16 protein-coding genes are annotated in these 19,734 nt (G+C 63.5%); 10 read left to right on the top strand and 6 right to left on the bottom strand.

Annotation, left to right across the window (positions count from 1 at the left end):
- The first annotated feature begins 40 nt into the window (after positions 1-40).
- Complete coding sequence (locus PFU01S_RS10430) at positions 41-1,402, top strand: amino acid permease (protein ID WP_027913723.1); 1,362 nt, start codon at positions 41-43, stop codon at positions 1,400-1,402.
- A 15-nt stretch (positions 1,403-1,417) separates the two neighbouring features.
- On the opposite strand, the gene PFU01S_RS10425 is transcribed toward PFU01S_RS10430, so the two are convergent.
- From PFU01S_RS10425 to gatC, 5 genes are all read right to left on the bottom strand, one after another.
- On the bottom strand, positions 1,418-2,461 hold the full coding sequence (locus PFU01S_RS10425) for a calcium/sodium antiporter (RefSeq protein WP_028687044.1): 1,044 nt from the start codon (positions 2,459-2,461) through the stop codon (positions 1,418-1,420).
- A gap of 59 nt (positions 2,462-2,520) precedes the next feature.
- Positions 2,521-2,895, bottom strand: a complete 375-nt coding sequence (locus PFU01S_RS10420) for a septal ring lytic transglycosylase RlpA family protein (RefSeq protein ID WP_023533371.1) — start codon at positions 2,893-2,895, stop codon at positions 2,521-2,523.
- Positions 2,896-3,014: 119 nt separating this feature from the next.
- Positions 3,015-4,460 (bottom strand): Asp-tRNA(Asn)/Glu-tRNA(Gln) amidotransferase subunit GatB, encoded by a 1,446-nt coding sequence (gatB, locus tag PFU01S_RS10415; protein WP_028687045.1) that lies wholly within the window; start codon positions 4,458-4,460, stop codon positions 3,015-3,017.
- A gap of 11 nt (positions 4,461-4,471) precedes the next feature.
- Positions 4,472-5,923, bottom strand: a complete 1,452-nt coding sequence (gatA, locus tag PFU01S_RS10410; RefSeq protein ID WP_027913726.1) for an Asp-tRNA(Asn)/Glu-tRNA(Gln) amidotransferase subunit GatA — start codon at positions 5,921-5,923, stop codon at positions 4,472-4,474.
- Between the two features lie 15 nt (positions 5,924-5,938).
- Positions 5,939-6,226, bottom strand: coding sequence for an Asp-tRNA(Asn)/Glu-tRNA(Gln) amidotransferase subunit GatC (gene gatC, locus PFU01S_RS10405; RefSeq protein ID WP_023533299.1), 288 nt, complete (start codon positions 6,224-6,226; stop codon positions 5,939-5,941).
- A gap of 206 nt (positions 6,227-6,432) precedes the next feature.
- Between gatC and mreB the strand changes: the two genes are divergently transcribed.
- The 8 genes from mreB to tldD all read left to right on the top strand — a co-directional run bounded on the left by mreB (position 6,433) and on the right by tldD (position 17,587).
- Complete coding sequence (gene mreB, locus PFU01S_RS10400; protein WP_003255163.1) at positions 6,433-7,470, top strand: rod shape-determining protein MreB; 1,038 nt, start codon at positions 6,433-6,435, stop codon at positions 7,468-7,470.
- Between the two features lie 224 nt (positions 7,471-7,694).
- Entirely contained in the window at positions 7,695-8,723 is a 1,029-nt protein-coding gene (mreC, locus tag PFU01S_RS10395) for a rod shape-determining protein MreC (protein WP_028687046.1), read from the top strand.
- The gene (gene mreD / locus PFU01S_RS10390; protein ID WP_027913729.1) at positions 8,723-9,211 is read left to right on the top strand and encodes a rod shape-determining protein MreD; all 489 of its coding nucleotides are present in this window, start codon (positions 8,723-8,725) and stop codon (positions 9,209-9,211) included. Before mreC ends, mreD begins: the two co-directional genes overlap by 1 nt.
- Before the next feature lie 33 nt (positions 9,212-9,244).
- Positions 9,245-9,874 carry a Maf family protein gene (locus PFU01S_RS10385; RefSeq protein WP_028687047.1) on the top strand — a complete coding sequence of 210 codons (630 nt, stop codon included), beginning with the start codon at positions 9,245-9,247 and terminating at the stop codon, positions 9,872-9,874.
- A gap of 55 nt (positions 9,875-9,929) precedes the next feature.
- Positions 9,930-11,387 (top strand): ribonuclease G, encoded by a 1,458-nt coding sequence (rng, locus tag PFU01S_RS10380; protein ID WP_027913731.1) that lies wholly within the window; start codon positions 9,930-9,932, stop codon positions 11,385-11,387.
- An 82-nt stretch (positions 11,388-11,469) separates the two neighbouring features.
- Positions 11,470-15,279 (top strand): YhdP family protein, encoded by a 3,810-nt coding sequence (locus PFU01S_RS10375; RefSeq protein ID WP_028687048.1) that lies wholly within the window; start codon positions 11,470-11,472, stop codon positions 15,277-15,279.
- A gap of 14 nt (positions 15,280-15,293) precedes the next feature.
- On the top strand, positions 15,294-16,145 hold the full coding sequence (locus tag PFU01S_RS10370) for a carbon-nitrogen hydrolase family protein (RefSeq protein WP_028687049.1): 852 nt from the start codon (positions 15,294-15,296) through the stop codon (positions 16,143-16,145).
- A gap of 2 nt (positions 16,146-16,147) precedes the next feature.
- Entirely contained in the window at positions 16,148-17,587 is a 1,440-nt protein-coding gene (gene tldD / locus PFU01S_RS10365) for a metalloprotease TldD (RefSeq protein ID WP_028687050.1), read from the top strand.
- A 35-nt stretch (positions 17,588-17,622) separates the two neighbouring features.
- On the opposite strand, the gene yjgA is transcribed toward tldD, so the two are convergent.
- Positions 17,623-18,144: a ribosome biogenesis factor YjgA gene (gene yjgA, locus PFU01S_RS10360; protein ID WP_023533376.1), complete on the bottom strand. Its 522-nt coding sequence runs from the start codon at positions 18,142-18,144 to the stop codon at positions 17,623-17,625.
- A 109-nt stretch (positions 18,145-18,253) separates the two neighbouring features.
- On the opposite strand from yjgA, the gene pmbA reads away from it, so the two are divergent.
- Positions 18,254-19,600 (top strand): metalloprotease PmbA, encoded by a 1,347-nt coding sequence (gene pmbA, locus PFU01S_RS10355; protein ID WP_028687051.1) that lies wholly within the window; start codon positions 18,254-18,256, stop codon positions 19,598-19,600.
- Positions 19,601-19,734 lie beyond the last annotated feature (134 nt).

The raw sequence follows: 19,734 nt of genomic DNA, 5'->3' as shown, positions 1-19,734 counted from the left end.
GCAAACAACAGCATTGCCTCACTGAGCGAAAGGACACTTCATGCAAGACCAGAGCACGCCCGAGCGGTTACAGCGCGGGCTGAAGAATCGTCACATCCAGCTGATCGCGCTCGGCGGCGCCATCGGCACGGGGTTGTTCCTGGGCATTGCCCAGACCATCCAGCTGGCCGGCCCCTCCGTTTTGCTGGGCTATGCCATTGCTGGCCTGATGGCGTTCCTGATCATGCGCCAGCTCGGGGAAATGGTCGTCGAAGAGCCGGTGGCCGGTAGCTTCAGCCATTTTGCCCACCAGTACTGGAGCGAGTTCGCAGGCTTCGTGTCTGGCTGGAACTACTGGGTGGTCTACGTGTTGGTCGGCATGGCCGAGCTGACGGCGGTGGGTATCTACGTCCAGTACTGGTGGCCTGACTTTCCAACCTGGGCCACGGCCGCTATCTTCTTTGTGGTGATCAACCTGATCAACCTCACCCAGGTGAAGGTCTATGGCGAGATGGAGTTCTGGTTCGCCTTGGTAAAAGTCGTGGCCATCGTCAGCATGATAGGTTTCGGCGCCTGGTTGCTCAGCACCGGTAACGGCGGCCCGGACGCCAGCGTGGCCAACCTGTGGCAATACGGCGGGTTCTTCCCCAATGGCGTGAGCGGCCTGGTCATGGCCCTGGCCGTGATCATGTTTTCGTTCGGTGGCCTGGAACTGGTAGGCATCACGGCCGCCGAAGCCGACAATCCGCGCCAGAGCATTCCCAAGGCCACCAACCAGGTGGTCTACCGGATCCTGATCTTCTACATCGGCGCGCTGGCGGTGCTGCTTTCGTTGTACCCCTGGCAGAAGGTGGTACAAGGCGGCAGTCCATTTGTGATGATCTTCCATGAGCTGGACAGCGACCTGGTCGCGACCATCCTCAACATCGTGGTCCTGACAGCGGCGCTGTCGGTCTACAACAGCTGCGTGTACGCCAACAGTCGCATGCTGTTCGGCCTGGCTAGCCAAGGTGACGCCCCGCGTCAATTGCTGAAGGTCAGCCGCAGCGGTGTACCCCTGGCAGCTTTAGGCATTTCTGCCCTGGCCACGGGCCTGTGTGTGGTGATCAACTACCTGATGCCCGGCGAAGCCTTTGGCCTGCTGATGGCACTGGCGGTGTCGGCGCTGGTGATCAACTGGGCCAGCATCAGCATCACCCACCTCAAGTTCCGCAAGGCCAAGCGCGCGGCAGGGGTACAGCCGTTCTACCAGAGCCTGGGCCATCCGTTCACCAACTACCTGTGCCTGGCCTTCATCGTGCTGATCCTGGTGGTGATGTACCTGACGCCGCCCATTCGCATCTCGGTGATGCTGATCCCTGGCTGGATCCTGCTGCTCTGGGTAGCCTTCAAGTTGAAGAAGGCCCGTCAGGCCAGCCGCTGATCTGACTTGGGGTGCTCAATGCTGGCGGCGCCAGGCGCGCACCGTGGTGTACACCAACACAACCGCCAGCACGGGCAATACGTAGAGCAGCATCAGGCGCTCCAGGCGTCCGGCCAGGGGCATGCCCATGGTGAACGCGGCGATGTGCAGGCCGTAGGCCAGGTACAGGCACAGGAACACCAGCCCTTCGGCCCGGGTGATGCGATAGCCTGAATAGAACACCGGCAAGCTCAACGCGGCCACACCCAGCATGACGGGCAGGTCGAAATCCAGCGCATTGGGCGAAATCGACAGGGGCTCGGGGGTCACCACGGCGGTCAGGCCCAATACGCCCAACAGGTTGAACAGGTTGCTGCCGATCACCGTGCCCACGGCGATCTCGCGTTCACCGCGCAAGGCAGCGATCAGGGCTGCTGCCAGTTCCGGCAACGACGTGCAGATGGCGACCACCGTAAGGCCGATGACGCGCTCGGACAGGCCCAGGTCAGTGGCCACTTCCACGGCAGCGTCGAGCAGCAGATGACCGGCCAGGCTCAGCAGGGCCAGGCCTGCCATCACCAACAGTAACGTCCCGCACCAGAAGCGTGCCGGGCTTTGTGGCACCGATGGCGGGGCAGGGTAGGTGCGTGCGTAGTGACGGGACTGGTGCCAGAGCATGGCCAGGTAACCCACCAGCCCCATCAGCAGCAATACGCCTTCAACGCGGCCCAGATAGCCATTGGCAGCCAACCCGTAGACCAGGGCGCTGGCCAGGATCATCAGCGGAATATCCAGGCGTACCAGCTGGCGAGACACGCGAAGGGGAATGACCAGCGCTGCCAGGCCAAGAATGGCCAGCACATTGAAGATGTTGCTGCCGATGACGCTGCCCACGGCAACGTCCGGTGCGCCTTGGTAGGCGGCCTGCAGGCTGAGGGTCAACTGGGGGGCAGTGCTGCCGAATGCCACCAGGCTCAGCCCGATGATCAGCGGCCGCACGTGGAGGCGTTGCGCCAGGCGCAGTGCAGCCCGTACCAGCAGTTCGGCGCCTGCGACCAGCAGCAGCAAAGCGATGCCCAGCTGCAGCAGGCTGAACGTGGGGAGGGTGGCCAGATCGAAAATGGTAAAGCTCCTGGTCGTCAGTCACTAAGACCTTGTACTCGCACGCGCGCCGTTCCGCTACGCACCATGCCGATTTTTTCAGCGGCAGCCCGAGACAGGTCGATCAGCCGGCTGCGGGCGTGCGGGCCGCGGTCGTTGATGCGGACCACCACGCTGCGCCGATTGGCCAGGTTGGTCACCAGCACCCGGCTGCCGAACGGCAGGTTGCGATGAGCCGCCGTCAGGCCATGCTGATTGAACGCCTCGCCGCTGGCGGTGCGTTTGCCGTGATGGCGGGCGCCGTAGTAGGAGGCAGTACCCGTGCGGTCATAACCTCGCGGGTCGATGTCATGGCTGGCGCAGCCTGCCAGACAGGAAAAGAGGGCCAAGCTGGCCAAAGAACGTTTGAACATACAGGTACTCCGGTGCGCCGGGGCTTTTGGCCGGGCGCGGGACAAGCCGAGGTGGACCAGTGTCCTGGTCAACCTCTGCTGGTCTGTCAGCGAGGGCGAGCCCCCGCTGAAGGGTGCGGTCAGCCTTCGAGCTTGGCCTTGAGCAGCTGATTCACCTGCCCAGGGTTGGCCTTGCCCTTGGAAGCTTTCATGGCTTGGCCGACGAAGAAACCGAACATTTTGCCGCGCTTGGCCTCGTCGGCGGCGCGGTACTGTTCGACCTGTTCGGCGTTGGCCGCCAACACCTCGTCGAGCATCGACTCGATGGCGCCGCTGTCGGTGACCTGCTTGAGGCCGCGGCTTTCGATGATGATGTCGGCGTCGCCTTCACCTGCCGCCATGGCCTCGAACACGGTCTTGGCGATCTTGCCGCTGATGGTGTTGTCGCGGATGCGCACCAGCATGCCGCCCAGTTGCGCGGCGGTGACCGGGGCCTGGTCAATCTCGATGCCCAGCTTGTTGAGCAGGCTGCCCAGCTCGACCATGACCCAGTTGGCGGCCATTTTGGCGTCGCCCCCGAGCTTGACCACCTCCTCGAAGTAGTCGGCCTGTTCACGGCTCGATGCCAAAACGTTGGCATCGTATGCCGACAGTCCGTACTGGCGTTGGAAGCGCTCGACTTTCTGGGTGGGCAGTTCCGGCAAGCCGGCGCGCACGGTTTCCAGGAAGCTGTCCTCGATGACCACCGGCAGCAGGTCCGGGTCGGGGAAGTAACGGTAGTCGTTGGCTTCCTCCTTGCTGCGCATGGAGCGGGTCTCGTCCTTGTTCGGATCGTACAGGCGCGTTTCCTGAACCACCTTGCCGCCGTCCTCGATCAAGTCGATCTGGCGCTGGATCTCGCTGTTGATCGCGCGCTCGATGAAGCGGAACGAGTTGACGTTCTTGATCTCGCAGCGAGTGCCGAACTCGGTCTGGCCCTTGGGCCGGATCGACACGTTGCAGTCGCAGCGCAGTGATCCTTCGGCCATGTTGCCGTCGCAGATGCCCAGGTAGCGCACCAGCGCATGGATGGCCTTGACATAGGCCACCGCTTCCTTGGCGCTGCGCATGTCGGGCTCGGACACGATTTCCAGCAGCGGGGTGCCGGCACGGTTCAGGTCGATGCCGGTGGAGCCGCTGAAATCTTCGTGCAGGCTCTTGCCCGCATCTTCTTCCAGGTGGGCACGGGTCACGCCGATGCGCTTGATGGTGCCGTCTTCCAGCGCGATGTCCAGGTGGCCCTTGCCCACAATCGGCAGGTCCATCTGGCTGATCTGATAGCCCTTGGGCAGGTCGGGGTAGAAGTAGTTCTTGCGCGCGAACACGTTGCGCTTGCCGATCTCGGCATCGATGGCCAGGCCGAACATGCACGCCATGCGCACCGCTTCCTGGTTCAGGACCGGCAGCACACCTGGCATGCCCAGGTCGACTAGGCTCGCCTGGGTGTTGGGTTCCGAGCCAAACGTGGTGGCACTACCGGAAAAGATTTTCGACTGGGTGGCGAGCTGAGTGTGAATTTCCAGCCCGATCACAACTTCCCATTGCATGTGTCTGTTCCTCAGAAGCCGTTAGGGGCGCGGGTGTGCCAGTCGGTCACCTGCTGGTAGCGATGGGCTACGTTGAGCAGGCGGCCTTCCTGGAAGTAAGGCGCCAGCAACTGCACGCCTACCGGCAGGCCATCGACGAAGCCGGCTGGCATCGACAGGCCTGGCAGGCCCGCGAGGTTGGCCGTGATGGTGTAGACGTCCTCGAGGTAGGCGGCGACCGGATCGCTGCTCTTGGCGCCCAGTTTCCAGGCCGGGTTGGGCGTGGTCGGGCCGAGAATCAGGTCGACATCCTTGAAGGCAGCCATGAAGTCGTTCTTGATCAGGCGGCGAATTTGCTGGGCCTTCACGTAGTACGCGTCATAGTAGCCCGCCGACAGGGCGTAGGTACCGACCATGATCCGGCGCTGCACTTCGGCGCCGAAGCCTTCGCCGCGGGAACGCTTGTACAGGTCGGTCAGGTCCTTGGGCGCCTCGCAGCGATGACCGAAGCGAACACCGTCGAAACGCGACAGGTTCGAGGACGCTTCTGCCGGAGCGATCACGTAGTACGCCGGGATGGCGTGTTGCATGTTCGGCAGGCTGATTTCCTTGACCACCGCGCCGAGCTTTTCCAGCTCCTTGACGCTGGCCTGCACGAGGTCGGCGATGCGCGGGTCCAGGCCAGCCCCGAAGTACTCTTTCGGCAGACCGATACGCAACCCTTGCAGCGAATCACCCAGGGTGGCGCTGTAGTCGGGAACCGGCTCCTCGATGCTGGTCGAATCCTTGGCGTCGAAGCCGGCCATGCCTTGCAGCAGCAGCGCGCAGTCCTCGGCCGTGCGGGCCAGGGGGCCGCCCTGGTCCAGGCTCGAGGCATAGGCGATCATGCCCCAGCGCGAGACGCGGCCATAGGTAGGCTTGAGGCCGGTGAGGTTGGTCAGTGCGGCCGGCTGACGGATCGAGCCGCCGGTGTCGGTGCCGGTGGTCACCGGCAACAGGCGCGCCGCCACGGCAGCGGCCGAGCCGCCCGACGAGCCACCCGGTACGTGCTCGAGGTTCCAGGGGTTTTTCACCGCGCCGTAGTGGCTCGATTCGTTGGCCGAGCCCATGGCGAACTCGTCCATGTTGGTCTTGCCCAGCGTGACCATGCCAGCTTCGGCGAGCTTGGCCACCACGGTGGCGTCATAGGGCGCCTTGAAGGTGTCGAGCATCTTCGACGCGCAGCTGGTGCGCACGCCCTGGGTGCAGAACAGGTCCTTGTGGGCAATGGGCGCGCCCAGCAACGCCCCGCCTTCGCCAGCGGCGCGGCGGGCATCGGCAGCACGTGCCTGGCCCAGGGCCAGCTCGTCGGTCACGGTGATGAAGCTGTTGAGCTGTGGGTCGAGCTGCTTGATACGGGCCAGCAGGGCGCCGGTCAGCTCTTCGGAGGAAAACGACTTGTCGGCGAGTCCGCGGGCGATCTCGGCCAGGGTCAATTGATGCATGGCAGGCTCTATCCCTTACTCGATGACTTTCGGAACCAGGTACAGACCGTTTTCGGTCTGTGGGGCGACGGCCTGATAAGCGTCACGCTGGTTGTGCTCGGTGACCTGGTCGGGGCGCAGGCGCTGGCTGGCCTCAAGGGGGTGAGCCAGGGGTTCGATGCCGGCGGTGTCCACCGCTTGCATCTGGTCGACCAACCCGAGGATGCTGTTCAAGGCGTCGGTAATGCGTGGCAGTTCGCCATCATTTAGGCCCAGTCGGGCCAGATGGGCGATCTTTTCCACGTCGCAGCGTTCAAGCGCCATGGGGATCTCCAGAAGGATAGAAAGAACGGATTCAGTGTCCGCAATGAGGAACATGTCAGCTTTTTGGCGGTCCAATAGCCGCGATCATCGGCTGGCATGCTCGGAAAAACAGCCAATTTAACATATTGGCTCCTTGCCCAAAATCCCTGCCATTGTTAGAGTTTGCCGCACTTTTTTACCCACGCTTTCCCCAGGGTCACTTTCCCATGTTCAAGAAACTGCGTGGCATGTTTTCCAGCGATCTGTCCATCGACCTGGGTACTGCCAACACCCTAATTTACGTGCGTGAGCGCGGTATCGTCCTGAATGAGCCCTCGGTTGTTGCCATCCGTACCCATGGCAATCAGAAAAGCGTCGTCGCCGTCGGTACCGAAGCCAAACGCATGCTGGGCCGTACGCCTGGCAACATCGCAGCCATTCGTCCGATGAAGGACGGCGTGATCGCCGACTTCAGCGTCTGCGAAAAAATGTTGCAATACTTTATCAACAAGGTTCATGAGAACAGCTTCCTGCAGCCCAGCCCTCGTGTGCTGATCTGCGTGCCGTGCAAGTCCACCCAGGTTGAGCGCCGCGCCATTCGCGAGTCGGCCCTGGGAGCAGGTGCCCGCGAAGTGTTCCTGATCGAAGAACCCATGGCGGCCGCCATCGGTGCCGGCCTGCCGGTCGAAGAGGCCCGTGGCTCCATGGTCGTCGACATCGGCGGTGGTACCACCGAAATCGCGTTGATCTCGCTCAACGGGGTGGTCTATGCCGAATCGGTGCGTGTCGGTGGTGACCGCTTCGACGAAGCCATCGTGACCTACGTGCGCCGTAACTACGGCAGCCTGATCGGCGAATCCACCGCCGAGCGCATCAAGCAGGAAATCGGTACTGCCTACCCGGGCGGTGAAGTGCGCGAAGTCGACGTTCGCGGCCGTAACCTTGCCGAAGGCGTACCGCGTGCGTTCACCCTGAACTCCAACGAAGTGCTCGAAGCGCTGCAGGAGTCGCTGGCGACCATCGTTCAGGCGGTCAAGAGCGCCCTGGAGCAGTCGCCACCCGAACTGGCTTCCGACATCGCCGAACGTGGCCTGGTGTTGACCGGCGGCGGCGCACTGCTGCGTGACCTGGACAAGCTGCTGGCCCAGGAAACCGGGCTGCCGGTCATCGTCGCCGAAGACCCGTTGACCTGTGTCGCCCGCGGCGGCGGTCGAGCCCTGGAAATGATGGACAAGCACGCAATGGACCTGCTCTCGAGCGAGTGATTCGTCCTCGCGGCTCGTGAGCCCCGGTTTACAGGTAGCACGCACAGTGCTACCTGTATGTGCTGGCCGGTGCCCGTCCGGGCGCCTCATCCGTCAATTCGTAACCAGGCTGGTGCCTTGTCCCATGTCCAATGACTTCCTGAGTCGTCCACGAGGAACGGCCCATTAAACCGCTTTTCTCCAAGGGCCCGTCGCTGGGCGTTCGCCTGCTCGTCCTGGTGGTGATGTCGGTCGCGTTGATGGTCGTCGACGCGCGCTTTGACCTGCTCAAGCCCGTTCGCAGCCAGATGGGCCTGGTGCTCATGGAATCGTACTGGATCACCGACTTGCCGCAACGCGCCTGGCAAGGGGTGGCGGGCCAGTTCGGCAGCCGCAACGAGCTGATTGCCGAGAACGAGAAACTCAAGACCGAGGCCTTGCTGCTGCAAGGTCGCCTGCAGAAGCTGGCGGCGTTGACCGAGCAGAACGTGCGCCTGCGTGAGCTGCTCAATTCCTCGGCGCTGGTTGACGAAAAGGTCGAAGTTGCCGAATTGATCGGCGTCGATCCCAACCCCTTCACACACCGCATCCTGATCAACAAGGGTGAGCGCGATGGCGTGTTTCTCGGTCAACCGGTGCTCGACGCTCGCGGCCTGATGGGGCAGGTGGTCGAACTGATGCCCTATACCTCGCGGGTCTTGCTGCTCACCGATACCACCCACAGCATTCCCGTGCAGGTCAACCGCAACGGTTTGCGCGCCATTGCCAGCGGTACCGGCAACCCGGAGCGCCTCGAGTTGCGCCACGTGGCCGATACGGCGGACATCAAGGAAGGCGACCTGCTGGTCAGCTCCGGCATGGGCCAACGCTTCCCCGCCGGTTATCCCGTGGCCACCGTCAACGAGGTGATCCACGATTCCGGCCAGCCATTCGCCATTGTGCGCGCCATCCCCACCGCGGCGCTCAACCGTAGCCGTTACATGCTGCTGGTGTTCAGCGACCGGCGTACGCCCGAGCAGCGCGCCACCGATGCCGCGATTGCCCAGGAAGAAGCAGACCGCAAAGGCGAGAGGGCTCCTGCTCAGGGTGCTGGTACGACCGGTCAAGGTGCGCCTGCAAACGGCACTCCCGCAAACGGTACCCCTGCAAACGGCGCGCCTGCCGTAACCCCTGCGCCTGCCACCCAGTCCAGTACGCCCGCCACAGCGCCAGCTGCACAGTCCGCAAGCCCGGCCGCAGCGCCCGCTGCGCCCACTCAACCCCGGAGGCAGTGATGGCCGCATCGCGCCGCAACAATGGTTGGGTCATCTGGCTGACATTTGCCGTTGGCCTGCTGCTCAGTGTCTCGCCCATGCCGCAGTTCATGGAAGTCTTTCGGCCTATGTGGCTGGCGTTGCTGGTGTCGTTCTGGACCTTGAACGTGCCGCACAAGGTCGGCATGGCCACAGCGTTCATGCTTGGCCTAGCCGAGGACGTGCTGTACGGCACCCTGTTGGGGCAGAACGCGTTGATCCTCACCCTGATCACATTCTTGGTGCTGTCGCTGCAACAGCGCCTGCGCATGTTCCCCATGTGGCAGCAAAGCCTGATCATCCTGGTGGTCTTCGGCATTGCACAGTTGCTCCAGCTGTGGCTCAGTGCCTTGACCGGTAATCGCCTGCCTACCCTGGCGCTGGTCTGGTCGGCCGTGATCAGCGCGCTGCTCTGGCCGTGGATCAGCTTTGCCTTGCGCGACCTTCGCCGACGCTTGCACATCAATTGACGGCTTGGTGGCCGCTGACAGGGAGATGTCCGAATGACCCCGCTATACCTGGCTTCCGGCTCTCCACGTCGGCGCGAGCTGTTGACGCAGATCGGCGTACGCTTCAGGGTTGCCAGCGCGCCCATCGATGAAACCCCGCTGCCTGGCGAAAGCGCCGAGGTGTATGTGCAGCGCCTGGCCAAAGCCAAGGCTGCAGCGGGCCGTGCCCGTCTCGAACCGGCCGAGACCGCGAACGAGGGCGCTGTGGTGTTGGGCGCTGACACGGCCGTCGTGCTTGACGGCCATATTCTGGGCAAACCCGAGCACCGTGACGACGCCCTGGGCATGCTGGCCCGGTTGTCCGGCCGCGAACACCAGGTATTGACGGCCGTGGCGCTCGATGACGGCACGCGTGTCGAGAGCTTGTGTGTCAGCAGCACCGTCCGCTTTCGCGACATCCACCAGCAGGAAGCGCAGCGCTACTGGGCCAGCGGCGAGCCGGCAGACAAGGCGGGCGGCTATGCGATTCAAGGACTGGGCGCGGTATTCGTCACCGGGCTGATTGGCAGCTATTCGGCCGTGGTCGGCCTGCCATTGAGCGAAACGGCACAGTTGCTCGAGTGCTTCGGCATCGCTTGCTGGCAACAGGCGGCCTCGGAACCTGAGGTGACGCGCCCGCAGTAGCCAGCACCGTTTGCGCCATCCATCATTAGAACAAGACCCTGGACGAGAACCTGCCATGAGCGAAGAGATCCTGATCAACATCACCCCGATGGAGTCACGCGTGGCGGTGGTGGAAAACGGGGTACTGCAGGAAGTGCACGTCGAGCGCACCCAGCGTCGCGGCATCGTCGGCAATATCTACAAGGGCAAGGTGGTCAGGGTGCTGCCTGGCATGCAGGCGGCGTTCGTGGACATCGGGCTGGAACGGGCAGCGTTCATCCATGCCTCGGAGATTTCGCAGCGCGAAGGCTCGGCCGTGGAAAACATTACCGCCCTGGTCCATGAAGGCCAGGCCCTGGTGGTACAGGTCACCAAAGACCCCATCGGCAGCAAAGGCGCGCGGCTGACCACCCAGTTGTCGATCCCGTCGCGCTACCTGGTCTACATGCCGCGTAGCAGCCACGTGGGCATTTCGCTCAAGATCGAGGACGAGGCCGAGCGTGAACGCCTCAAGCGCGTGGTCAGTGATTGCGTGGACAGCGAGAACATACAAGGCGCTGGCGGCTTCATTCTGCGCACCGCCGCCGAAGGCGCGCGGGTTGAGGAGATCCTGCAGGATATTCGCTACCTGCGGCGGTTGTGGGAGCAGATCGGGGCGCAGATCAAGACCTGTGGCGCACCCCTGGTCATCTACGAAGACTTGGGCCTGGCGCTGCGTACCCTGCGCGACCTGGTCAACCCGAAGATCGAAAAAATCCGCATCGACTCGCGGGAAACCTTCCAGCGCACCACGCAGTTCGTGCAAGAGCTGATGCCTGAAATCGCCGACCGTCTGGAACACTACCCAGGCGAACGGCCCATCTTCGACCTGTACGGTGTCGAGGATGAAATTCAGCGCGCCCTGGATCGCAAGGTACCGTTGAAGTCGGGTGGCTACCTGGTGGTGGATCCGGCCGAGGCGATGACCACCATCGACGTCAACACCGGCGCCTTCGTGGGTCACCGCAACCTGGAAGAAACCATCTTCAAGACCAACCTGGAGGCCGCCACCGCCATTGCCCGGCAACTGCGGCTGCGCAACATCGGCGGCATCATCATCATCGACTTCATCGACATGGAAGACGAGGATCACCAGCGTCAGGTGCTGCGAACGCTGGAAAAACAGCTGGAGCGCGACCACGCCAAGACCAACATCATCGGCATCACCGAGTTGGGCTTGGTGCAGATGACCCGCAAGCGCACCCGGGAGAGCCTTGAGCAGGTGCTGTGCGAACCGTGCCAGGCTTGCCAGGGGCGAGGCAAGCTCAAAACGCCCGAAACCATCTGTTACGAGATCTTTCGCGAAATCCTGCGTGAAGCCCGCGCCTACCAGGCGGAAGGCTATCGCGTGCTGGCCAATCAGAAGGTGGTCGATCGCCTGTTGGACGAAGAGTCTGGCAACGTGGCTGAACTCGAGGCCTTCATCGGGCGAACCATTCGCTTCCAGGTCGAGTCGATGTATTCGCAAGAGCAGTATGACGTGGTGCTGCTCTGAGGCCTGCTGAAACCCGACCCGGTTCGATCGGCATGGCGAAAACTGCACCACGGGCCATTATGCATATACGACCTGGAGGGCCATGGCCATGGGACGTCTAAGCCGCGTTCTGAGTGTCCTGACCCGTTGGGGGCTGGGGGCTTGCGCGTTGCTGGTCATCGCAGTGGCGCTGTACGCCAGCCTTGGCCGGGCCTTGGTGCCGCTGGCGGCCGAGTACCGCAGCACGGTGCAGGCCAAGGTCGCCGGAGCGCTGGGTGTGCCGGTGCACATTGGCGCGCTTCAGGGCCGCTGGAGCAGGCTGTCGCCGGTGCTGACCGTACGCGACCTGCAAATCGGTGAAGGCGGCACGGCCTTGCGGCTCGATGACGTCACCGTGGTGCCGGATGTCTGGGGCAGCCTGGTCGCAGGTGAAGTGCGCCTGGCGCGCATCCAGCTGGCTGGCCTGCAACTGATCGCCCGAGAGGATGAAGCCGGCAAGTGGAAGCTCGAGGGTCTGCCCAAGCAGGACGACGCACCCTTGCAGCCCGAGCAATTGCTCAAGGACCTGCGCCGGCTTGGGCGGGTCGATGTGTTCGACAGCCAAGTTACCCTCCACGCCTGGCAGCGTGATCCGCTGACGCTGACCTATGTCAGCGCAGGCTTGCTGGCGGGGCCCTCGCGGCAATCGTTGGACCTGCGGGCAACCTTGCCAGATGGCCAACCCCTGACGCTGAGCGCGCGCAGCCGCGCTTCGGCCGAAGCCTGGCGTGATGCGCAGGTACAGGGCTATCTCAACCTGCCGCACAGTGACTGGGCACGCTGGTTGCCGCCCCGGCTGTTGGGGCAGTGGCATGCCCAGGTGCTTCAGGCAGGCGGTGAAGCCTGGTTCGAGTGGCGCGACCGTCAGTTGCACCAAGGCGCCGTACGCCTGAATGCGCCGCACCTGCAAGGGGCCTATGACACGCGCAAACCGGTCAAGGTAGACAGCCTCGCCCTCAATGCCTGGTTCGAGCGTCAGGATGAGGGCTTCGACGTCATTGTCGACGCGTTGGCGATGGACATTGGCGACACGCATTGGGCCTCGCGGCTGCGGTTGATGCAGCGCAACGGTGCGGCCCCGGCCGATGAAAGCTGGCAGGTGCAGGCCGACCGTGTGGAGCTGACCCCTCTCACGCCGCTGATCCACGCCTTGGCGCCCATGGGCCAGCAAGTGCTGGCGGTGATCGATGGCCTCAATGTCACAGGTGCCCTGCGCAATGTGCACCTGACGGCCCGGCCCAAGGCCGACGGCGATCGCCGGCTGGCGTTCGAAAGCAACCTGGAGCGCGTGGGTTTCGATGCGTATCACGGCGCCCCGGCTGCCGGTAACGTGAGCGGCAGCATCAGCGGCGACCTTGGGCATGGCGAACTGCGCCTGGACACCGACGCTTTCATGCTGCACCTGGATCCGATCTTCGCCAAACCCTGGCACTACCAGAAAGCCAATGCGCGCCTGACCTGGGCACTGGACAAGGAAGGCTTCACCCTGATCGCTCCTTACCTGAAGGTCGTGGGCGAGGAGGGCAACATTGCAGGCGACTTCCTCATCCGCCTGTTGTTCGAGGAAGGGCGTGAAGACTACATGGACCTGCGTGTCGGTCTGACCGACGGCGATGGCCGCTACACCGCCAAGTACTTGCCCGAGGTGTTGAGCCCGGCCTTGGACCAATGGCTGCGCAGCGCAATCGTCAAAGGCAGTGTCGACCAGGGTTACTTCCAGTACCAGGGCTCGCTCAATCACGGTGCCAAGCCCGAAGCTCGCAGCATCAGCCTGTTCTTCAAAGTTCATGATGCCACCCTGGACTTCCAGCCCGGCTGGCCACAGGTACAGCATGTGGACGGCGACGTGTTCATCGAGGACAGCGGTGTGCGCATCAAGGCGCAACGCGGTGTGCTGCTCGATACCAAGGTCAGCGACGTGAAAGTCGACATTCCACATGTGGAAGGCATGGGTGACAGCCACTTGCACTTGGACGGCAATTTCGAGGGTGGCCTGGTGGACGGGCTCAAGATACTCAAGCAAGCGCCCATTGGCACCAATGAAATCTTTGCAGGATGGGAAGGTGAGGGCCCCCTCAAAGGCAAGGTCAAGCTGGACATCCCGCTGGCCCATGGGCAGCAACCTAAGGTGAAGGTGGATTTCGCCACGCGCGATGCACGGCTCAAGATTGCATCGCCCGAGCTGGAACTCACGCGCCTGAAGGGCGACTTCAGCTTCGACTACGACAAGGGCCTCAGTGGCAAGGGCATTTCCCTGCAGGCATTCGGCAAGCCGGTCACTGCACAGATTGCCGCTGTAGGCGAACCGGGACAGATGCAGACCAGAATCAGCGCCAGCGGCCGGGTTTCGCTGCAAGCACTGACCCAATGGCTGCACTTCGACCAGGCACTGCCGGCGTCTGGCGAGCTGCCGTACCAGCTGCAGTTGAGCATTGGCGCACGTGAAAACCTGATTAACGTCGATTCGGACCTCAAAGGCCTGTCGATCGACCTGCCGGCGCCCTTTGGCAAAGCGCCTGCCGACAGTCGGGCCAGCCGTTTCAGCATGAACCTGCAAGGCGCGCAACGGCACATCGACGCCGCCTACACCGATCTTGCCCGGCTAGCCTACGTGGCGCCAGCCGAGCACCTGGACCAGGGCGCTGGTGAGCTGCTGCTTGGTGCTGGTCAAGCGCAGCCTCCCGGCGGTCGCGGCCTGCGTATCCGTGGGCACCTCGATACCCTGGACCTTGAGCCTTGGCAGGCTCAGGCGCAGAAGCTAGGGGGCGACGATCCAGGTGGCAATGCGCGCCAGACACTGCAGAGCGTTGACCTGAGCATCGGGGCCCTGAAGGCCTACGGTACCGAGCTGAACCAGGCGAGGGTGCGTCTGGCACGTGGGTCGGCGGCCTGGGACGTGCGCCTGGACAGTCGGCAGGTGGTGGGCGACGCGCGCGTGCCCGACGCCGAGGGCGCCCCTATCGTGGTGCGGCTGCAAACCTTGCGCCTGCCGGCAGGCAATGCCGACCAGGCGCAGGACGAAGACGGCGCCGACCCGCTGGCGTCGTTCGATCCGCGCAAGGTGCCGCCGCTGGACGTGCGCATCGACACGTTTTACCGCGGTGACGATCTGTACGGCAGCGCTGCGATCAAGCTGCGGCCGACCCGTACCGGTGTGAACGCCAGCGACATCGATCTGAACCTCAAGGGGCTGCGCATCGACGGCGCTGGTGGTTGGGATGGCGCAGGCGGCACGAGCTGGTACAAAGGCCGCGTGCAAGGCAAGCAACTGGGTGACGTGCTCACGGCCTGGGGCTTTGCACCGACGGTAACCGCCCGGGATTTTCGCATGGACGTGGACGGGCGGTGGCCGGGCTCCCCGGCGGCAATCAGCCTGAAGCGGTTCTCCGGGAGCCTCGATGCAGTGCTGCACAGCGGGCAGTTCGTCGAGGTGGACGGTGGCGCACAAGCGTTGCGTGTATTCGGCTTGCTGAACTTCAACGCCATTGGTCGGCGCTTGCGCCTGGACTTCTCCGACTTGTTCGAAAAGGGCCTGGCCTACGACCGGCTCAAGGGGCTGCTGGTGGCCAGTGAAGGGGTATACGTAACCCGCACGCCGATCAAGGTAACCGGCCCGTCGAGCGATTTCGAACTCGATGGTACCCTGGACATGGTGCGTGAGCGGGTCGCTGCCAACCTGCAGGTCAGCCTGCCGGTCACCAACAACCTTCCCCTGGCAGCGCTGATCGTCGGCGCCCCGGCCGTGGGCGGCGCACTGTTTCTGGTCGACCGGCTGATTGGCGATCGGGTGTCGCGCTTTGCCAGCGTGCATTACCGGGTAGTAGGGCCGTGGAAAGAGCCTAAGATTACCTTTGTGAAACCATTCCAGAAATAGCGCCAGGAGGGTCGATGAAGGCGGCAGTGATCCAGATGGTCAGCCAGGATGATGTGCAGGGTAACCTGCGCCAGGCGAGCAAGCTTCTGGAACAGGCGGCATCAGGTGGCGCCAGGCTGGCCGTGCTGCCGGAGAACTTCGCCGCCATGGGGCGTGCAGACGCCGCGGCGATCGGCCGCGCCGAGGCCCTCGGCGAAGGCCCGATCCTGCCCTGGTTGAAACGCGTGGCTCGTGACCTCAGGTTATGGATTGTCGCAGGCACCATTGCCCTGCCGCCGACCGGTCAGCCCAAGGCCAAGGCACATGCCTGTTCGTTGTTGATCGACGAGCATGGGCAGCAGGTCGCGCGGTATGACAAGTTGCACCTGTTCGATGTGGATGTCGCCGACAATCGTGGCCGCTATCGTGAATCCGATGATTACGCCCCCGGTGCGCAGGTGGTGGTTGCTGATACGCCGGTGGGGCGGTTGGGCCTGAGCGTGTGCTACGACCTGCGCTTTCCCGAGTTGTACAGCCACCTGCGCGCAGCCGGGGCAGAACTGATCAGTGCACCGTCGGCGTTCACGGCGGTGACAGGGGCGGCGCATTGGGACGTGCTGATCCGCGCACGCGCCATCGAAACGCAATGCTACATGCTGGCCGCAGCCCAAGGCGGGCTTCACCCCGGCCAGCGCCAGACCCACGGCCACGCGGCGATCGTCGACCCATGGGGGCGCATCGTGGCGCAACAGGCGCAAGGCGAAGCGGTACTGCTTGCCGAGCGCGACAGTGACGAACAGGCGTCCATTCGGGCGCGCATGCCGGTGATCGATCACCGGCGCTTCTTCTCGCAGGGCGCATTGCGGCCTGCGCACACCTCGGAGTGACTATGAGCCAGATGTTATCCACCGTCAGCGAGCAGCTCCTGGCCCCAGGCGGCTTGACCCTGGACAGCCTGCAAAGTGTGCTGGGTGAATTGGCCGGCCCAGGCATCGACGCCGCCGACCTGTACTTTCAGGGCCAGATTTCGGAAACCTGGGCGCTGGAGGATGGGATTGTCAAAGAAGGCAGCTTCAACCTCGATCAGGGGGTCGGTGTCCGTGCCCAGGCCGGCGAAAAAACCGGCTTTGCCTACAGCAATGCCATCAATCTCGAAGCCTTGACCTCCGCCGCGCGCGCCGCGCGATCGATTTCCCGTGCCGGGCAGAACGGCACGGTTCAGGCATTCCGTGCCCAGGACGTGACCACTCTCTACCCGGCGGATAATCCATTGGACGTGCTCAGCCGTGCCGAGAAGGTCGAGCTGCTCAAGCGTGTCGATGCCGCTACCCGTGCACTGGACCCGCGTATCCAGCAGGTCAGCGTCAGCATGGCCGGCGTCTGGGAGCGGATCCTGGTCGCGGCCGCCGATGGCAGCCTGGCGGCCGACGTACGGCCCCTGGTGCGCTTCAACGTCAGCGTCATCGTCGAGCAGAACGGCCGTCGCGAACGCGGCGGGCAGGGCGGCGGCGGGCGCACCGACTATCGCTTCTTCACCGAGGAGCGGGTGATGGGCTATGCCCGCGAGGCACTGCGCCAGGCGTTGGTGAACCTGGAGGCCGTTGCTGCGCCTGCCGGCACCCTGCCCGTGGTGCTGGGGCCTGGTTGGTCCGGCGTGCTGTTGCACGAGGCGGTTGGCCATGGCCTGGAAGGCGATTTCAACCGCAAGGGCAGTTCGGCATTCAGCGGCCGAATCGGCCAGAAGGTCGCGTCCAGCCTGTGCACCATCGTCGATGATGGCACCCTGGAAGGCCGACGTGGCTCCTTGAGCGTGGACGACGAAGGTACGCCGACCGAGTGCACCACCCTGATCGAAAACGGCGTGCTCAAGGGCTACATGCAGGACAAGCTCAATGCGCGCCTGATGGGCATGGCGGTGACGGGTAACGGCCGACGGGAATCCTATGCCCACTTGCCGATGCCGCGCATGACCAACACTTACATGCGGGCCGGTGAAAGCGACCCGCAGGAGATCATCGCGTCGGTGAAGAAGGGCATCTACTGCGCGAATTTGGGTGGCGGACAGGTGGACATCACCAGCGGCAAGTTCGTGTTTTCGACCAGCGAGGCCTACCTGATCGAGGATGGCAAGATCACCGCCCCGGTCAAAGGCGCGACCTTGATTGGCAATGGCCCGGAGGCGATGAGCCGTGTGTCGATGGTCGGCAACGACCTGTCGCTCGACAGTGGGGTAGGGACATGCGGCAAGGACGGGCAGTCCGTGCCGGTCGGTGTAGGCCAACCGACCTTGAAACTCGATGCGATCACGGTGGGTGGTACCGGGGCGTGAGGGTCGGCTGGGGCCGCAAGGCGGCCCCGCCGCGATCAGCGCAGCCCGCGCTGCAGCTCGTCCAGATCGCGAATGTACTTGAACACCTTGCGCGAAGCGGCAGGGGGTTTGTTCCTGGCCTTTTCGTGCTGGGCATGGCGCACCAGCGAGCGCAGCTGCTGGCGGTCGGTCTCCGGGTATTCGTTGACGAACCGTTCGAGGTCCTCGTCGTTGCCGTCGATCAACCGATCACGCCAGCGTTCAAGGCCGTGAAAACGCTCGTTGTACTGGCGGGTGGAGCTGTCCATCTGTTCCAGCAGGGCGTGAATGGCGTCCAGGTCCTGTACACGCATCAGCTTGCCGACGAACGACATGTGGCGTTTGCGAGCCCCATGCGCGGTGTGCTTGCTGGCTTCGGCCAATGCCTTGCGCAGTTCATCGGTCAAGGGCAGGCGCGCCAGGGTATCGGCCTTGAGGGTGGTGAGCCGCTCGCCGAGTTCGACCAGCGCATGCAGTTCGCGCTTGATCTGGGTTTTGCTTTTTTCGCCGTCGAAGGCGTCGTCGTTTGAATCAACCATGGTGGCAGTCCGCTAAAGATCGCCGCCATGATAACCAGTCGGGGGCCGCTTGTCCGGCCCGGCCGTTGAATGGCCCTTGCCGAACGCAGAATTCTGAGTGGAGAAAACCATGAGTGCAGTCCAGAGTATCGGCCCGAACGATCTGCCAGCCTTGCAAGAGCAGGTCGAAGCGATCATTGCCGAGGCCCGCCGCCAGGGTGCCAGCGCCTGCGAAGTGGCGGTGTCGCTGGAGCAGGGCCTGTCCACCACGGTCCGCCAGCGCGAGGTCGAGACGGTTGAGTTCAACCGTGACCAGGGCTTTGGTATCACCCTGTACGTCGGGCAGCGCAAAGGCTCGGCCAGCACCTCGGCCAGTGGTTCGGACGCCATTCGCGAAACCGTCGCAGCTGCGCTGGCCATTGCCAAGCACACCTCCGAGGACGAATGCGCCGGGCTTGCCGACGCCGCCCTGATGGCCCGCGATGTTCCGGACCTCGACCTCTACCACGACTGGAACCTGGAGCCGGAGAAGGCCATTGAAATGGCCTTGGCGTGCGAAGCTGCGGCCTTCGACGCTGATCCTCGAATTCTCAACGCCGATGGCACCTCGCTCAACACCCACCAGGGGTGCAGGGTGTATGGCAACAGCAACGGCTTTGTCGGTGGCTACGCCTCCACCCGTCACAGCCTGAGCTGCGTGATGATCGCCGAGGGCGATGGGCAGATGCAGCGTGACTACTGGTACGACGTCAATCGCCAAGGTAACCTGCTGGCTGACCCGCGCAGCATCGGTATCCGCGCCGCCCAACGCGCCGCCAGTCGCCTGGGCGCACGGCCGGTGCCGACCTGTGAGGTGCCGGTACTGTTCTCGGCCGAATTGGCAGGCGGGCTGTTCGGCAGCTTCCTGTCGGCGGTTTCCGGTGGGAACCTGTACCGCAAGTCCTCCTTCCTTGAAGGCGCCCTCGGCCAACAGTTGTTCCCGGCCTGGCTGACCTTGGACGAGCGCCCTCACATCCCGCGCGCGTTGGGCAGCGCAGCCTTCGATGGTGATGGCCTGGCAACCTACGCCAAACCGTTCGTGGATAAGGGCCAGCTGGTGTCCTACCTGCTCGGTACCTACTCGGGGCGCAAACTGGGTCTGCCCAGTACCGCCAACTCAGGCGGCGTGCACAACCTGTTCGTCACCCATGGCAGTGAAGACCAGGCCGCGTTGATCCGACGCATGGGGCGCGGCCTGCTGGTCACCGAATTGATGGGGCATGGCCTGAACATGATGACAGGGGACTATTCCCGTGGCGCGGCCGGTTTCTGGGTCGAGAATGGCGAGATCCAGCACGCCGTCCAGGAAGTCACCATCGCGGGCAACATGAAGGACATGTTCAAGCAGATCGTGGCGATTGGCAGCGACCTGGAGACCCGCAGCAACATTCATACAGGCTCGGTGTTGATCGAGCGGATGATGGTTGCCGGTAGTTGATCCTCTTCATGTGAAGCCGTTGGGGCCGCGCAGCGGCCCCTTTTTTTTTCGCGGCAGAAGATCAAGCGGCGGCCCCTTCACACCATCTATGGGTTGAATTGATTCTGTTTATCAATTAATAATGAATATCATTT

Source organism: Pseudomonas fulva NBRC 16637 = DSM 17717 (assembly GCF_000730565.1).
In the GTDB taxonomy this organism is placed as follows: Bacteria; Pseudomonadota; Gammaproteobacteria; order Pseudomonadales; family Pseudomonadaceae; genus Aquipseudomonas; species Aquipseudomonas fulva.
This window is presented reverse-complemented; position numbering and strand designations above follow the sequence as displayed.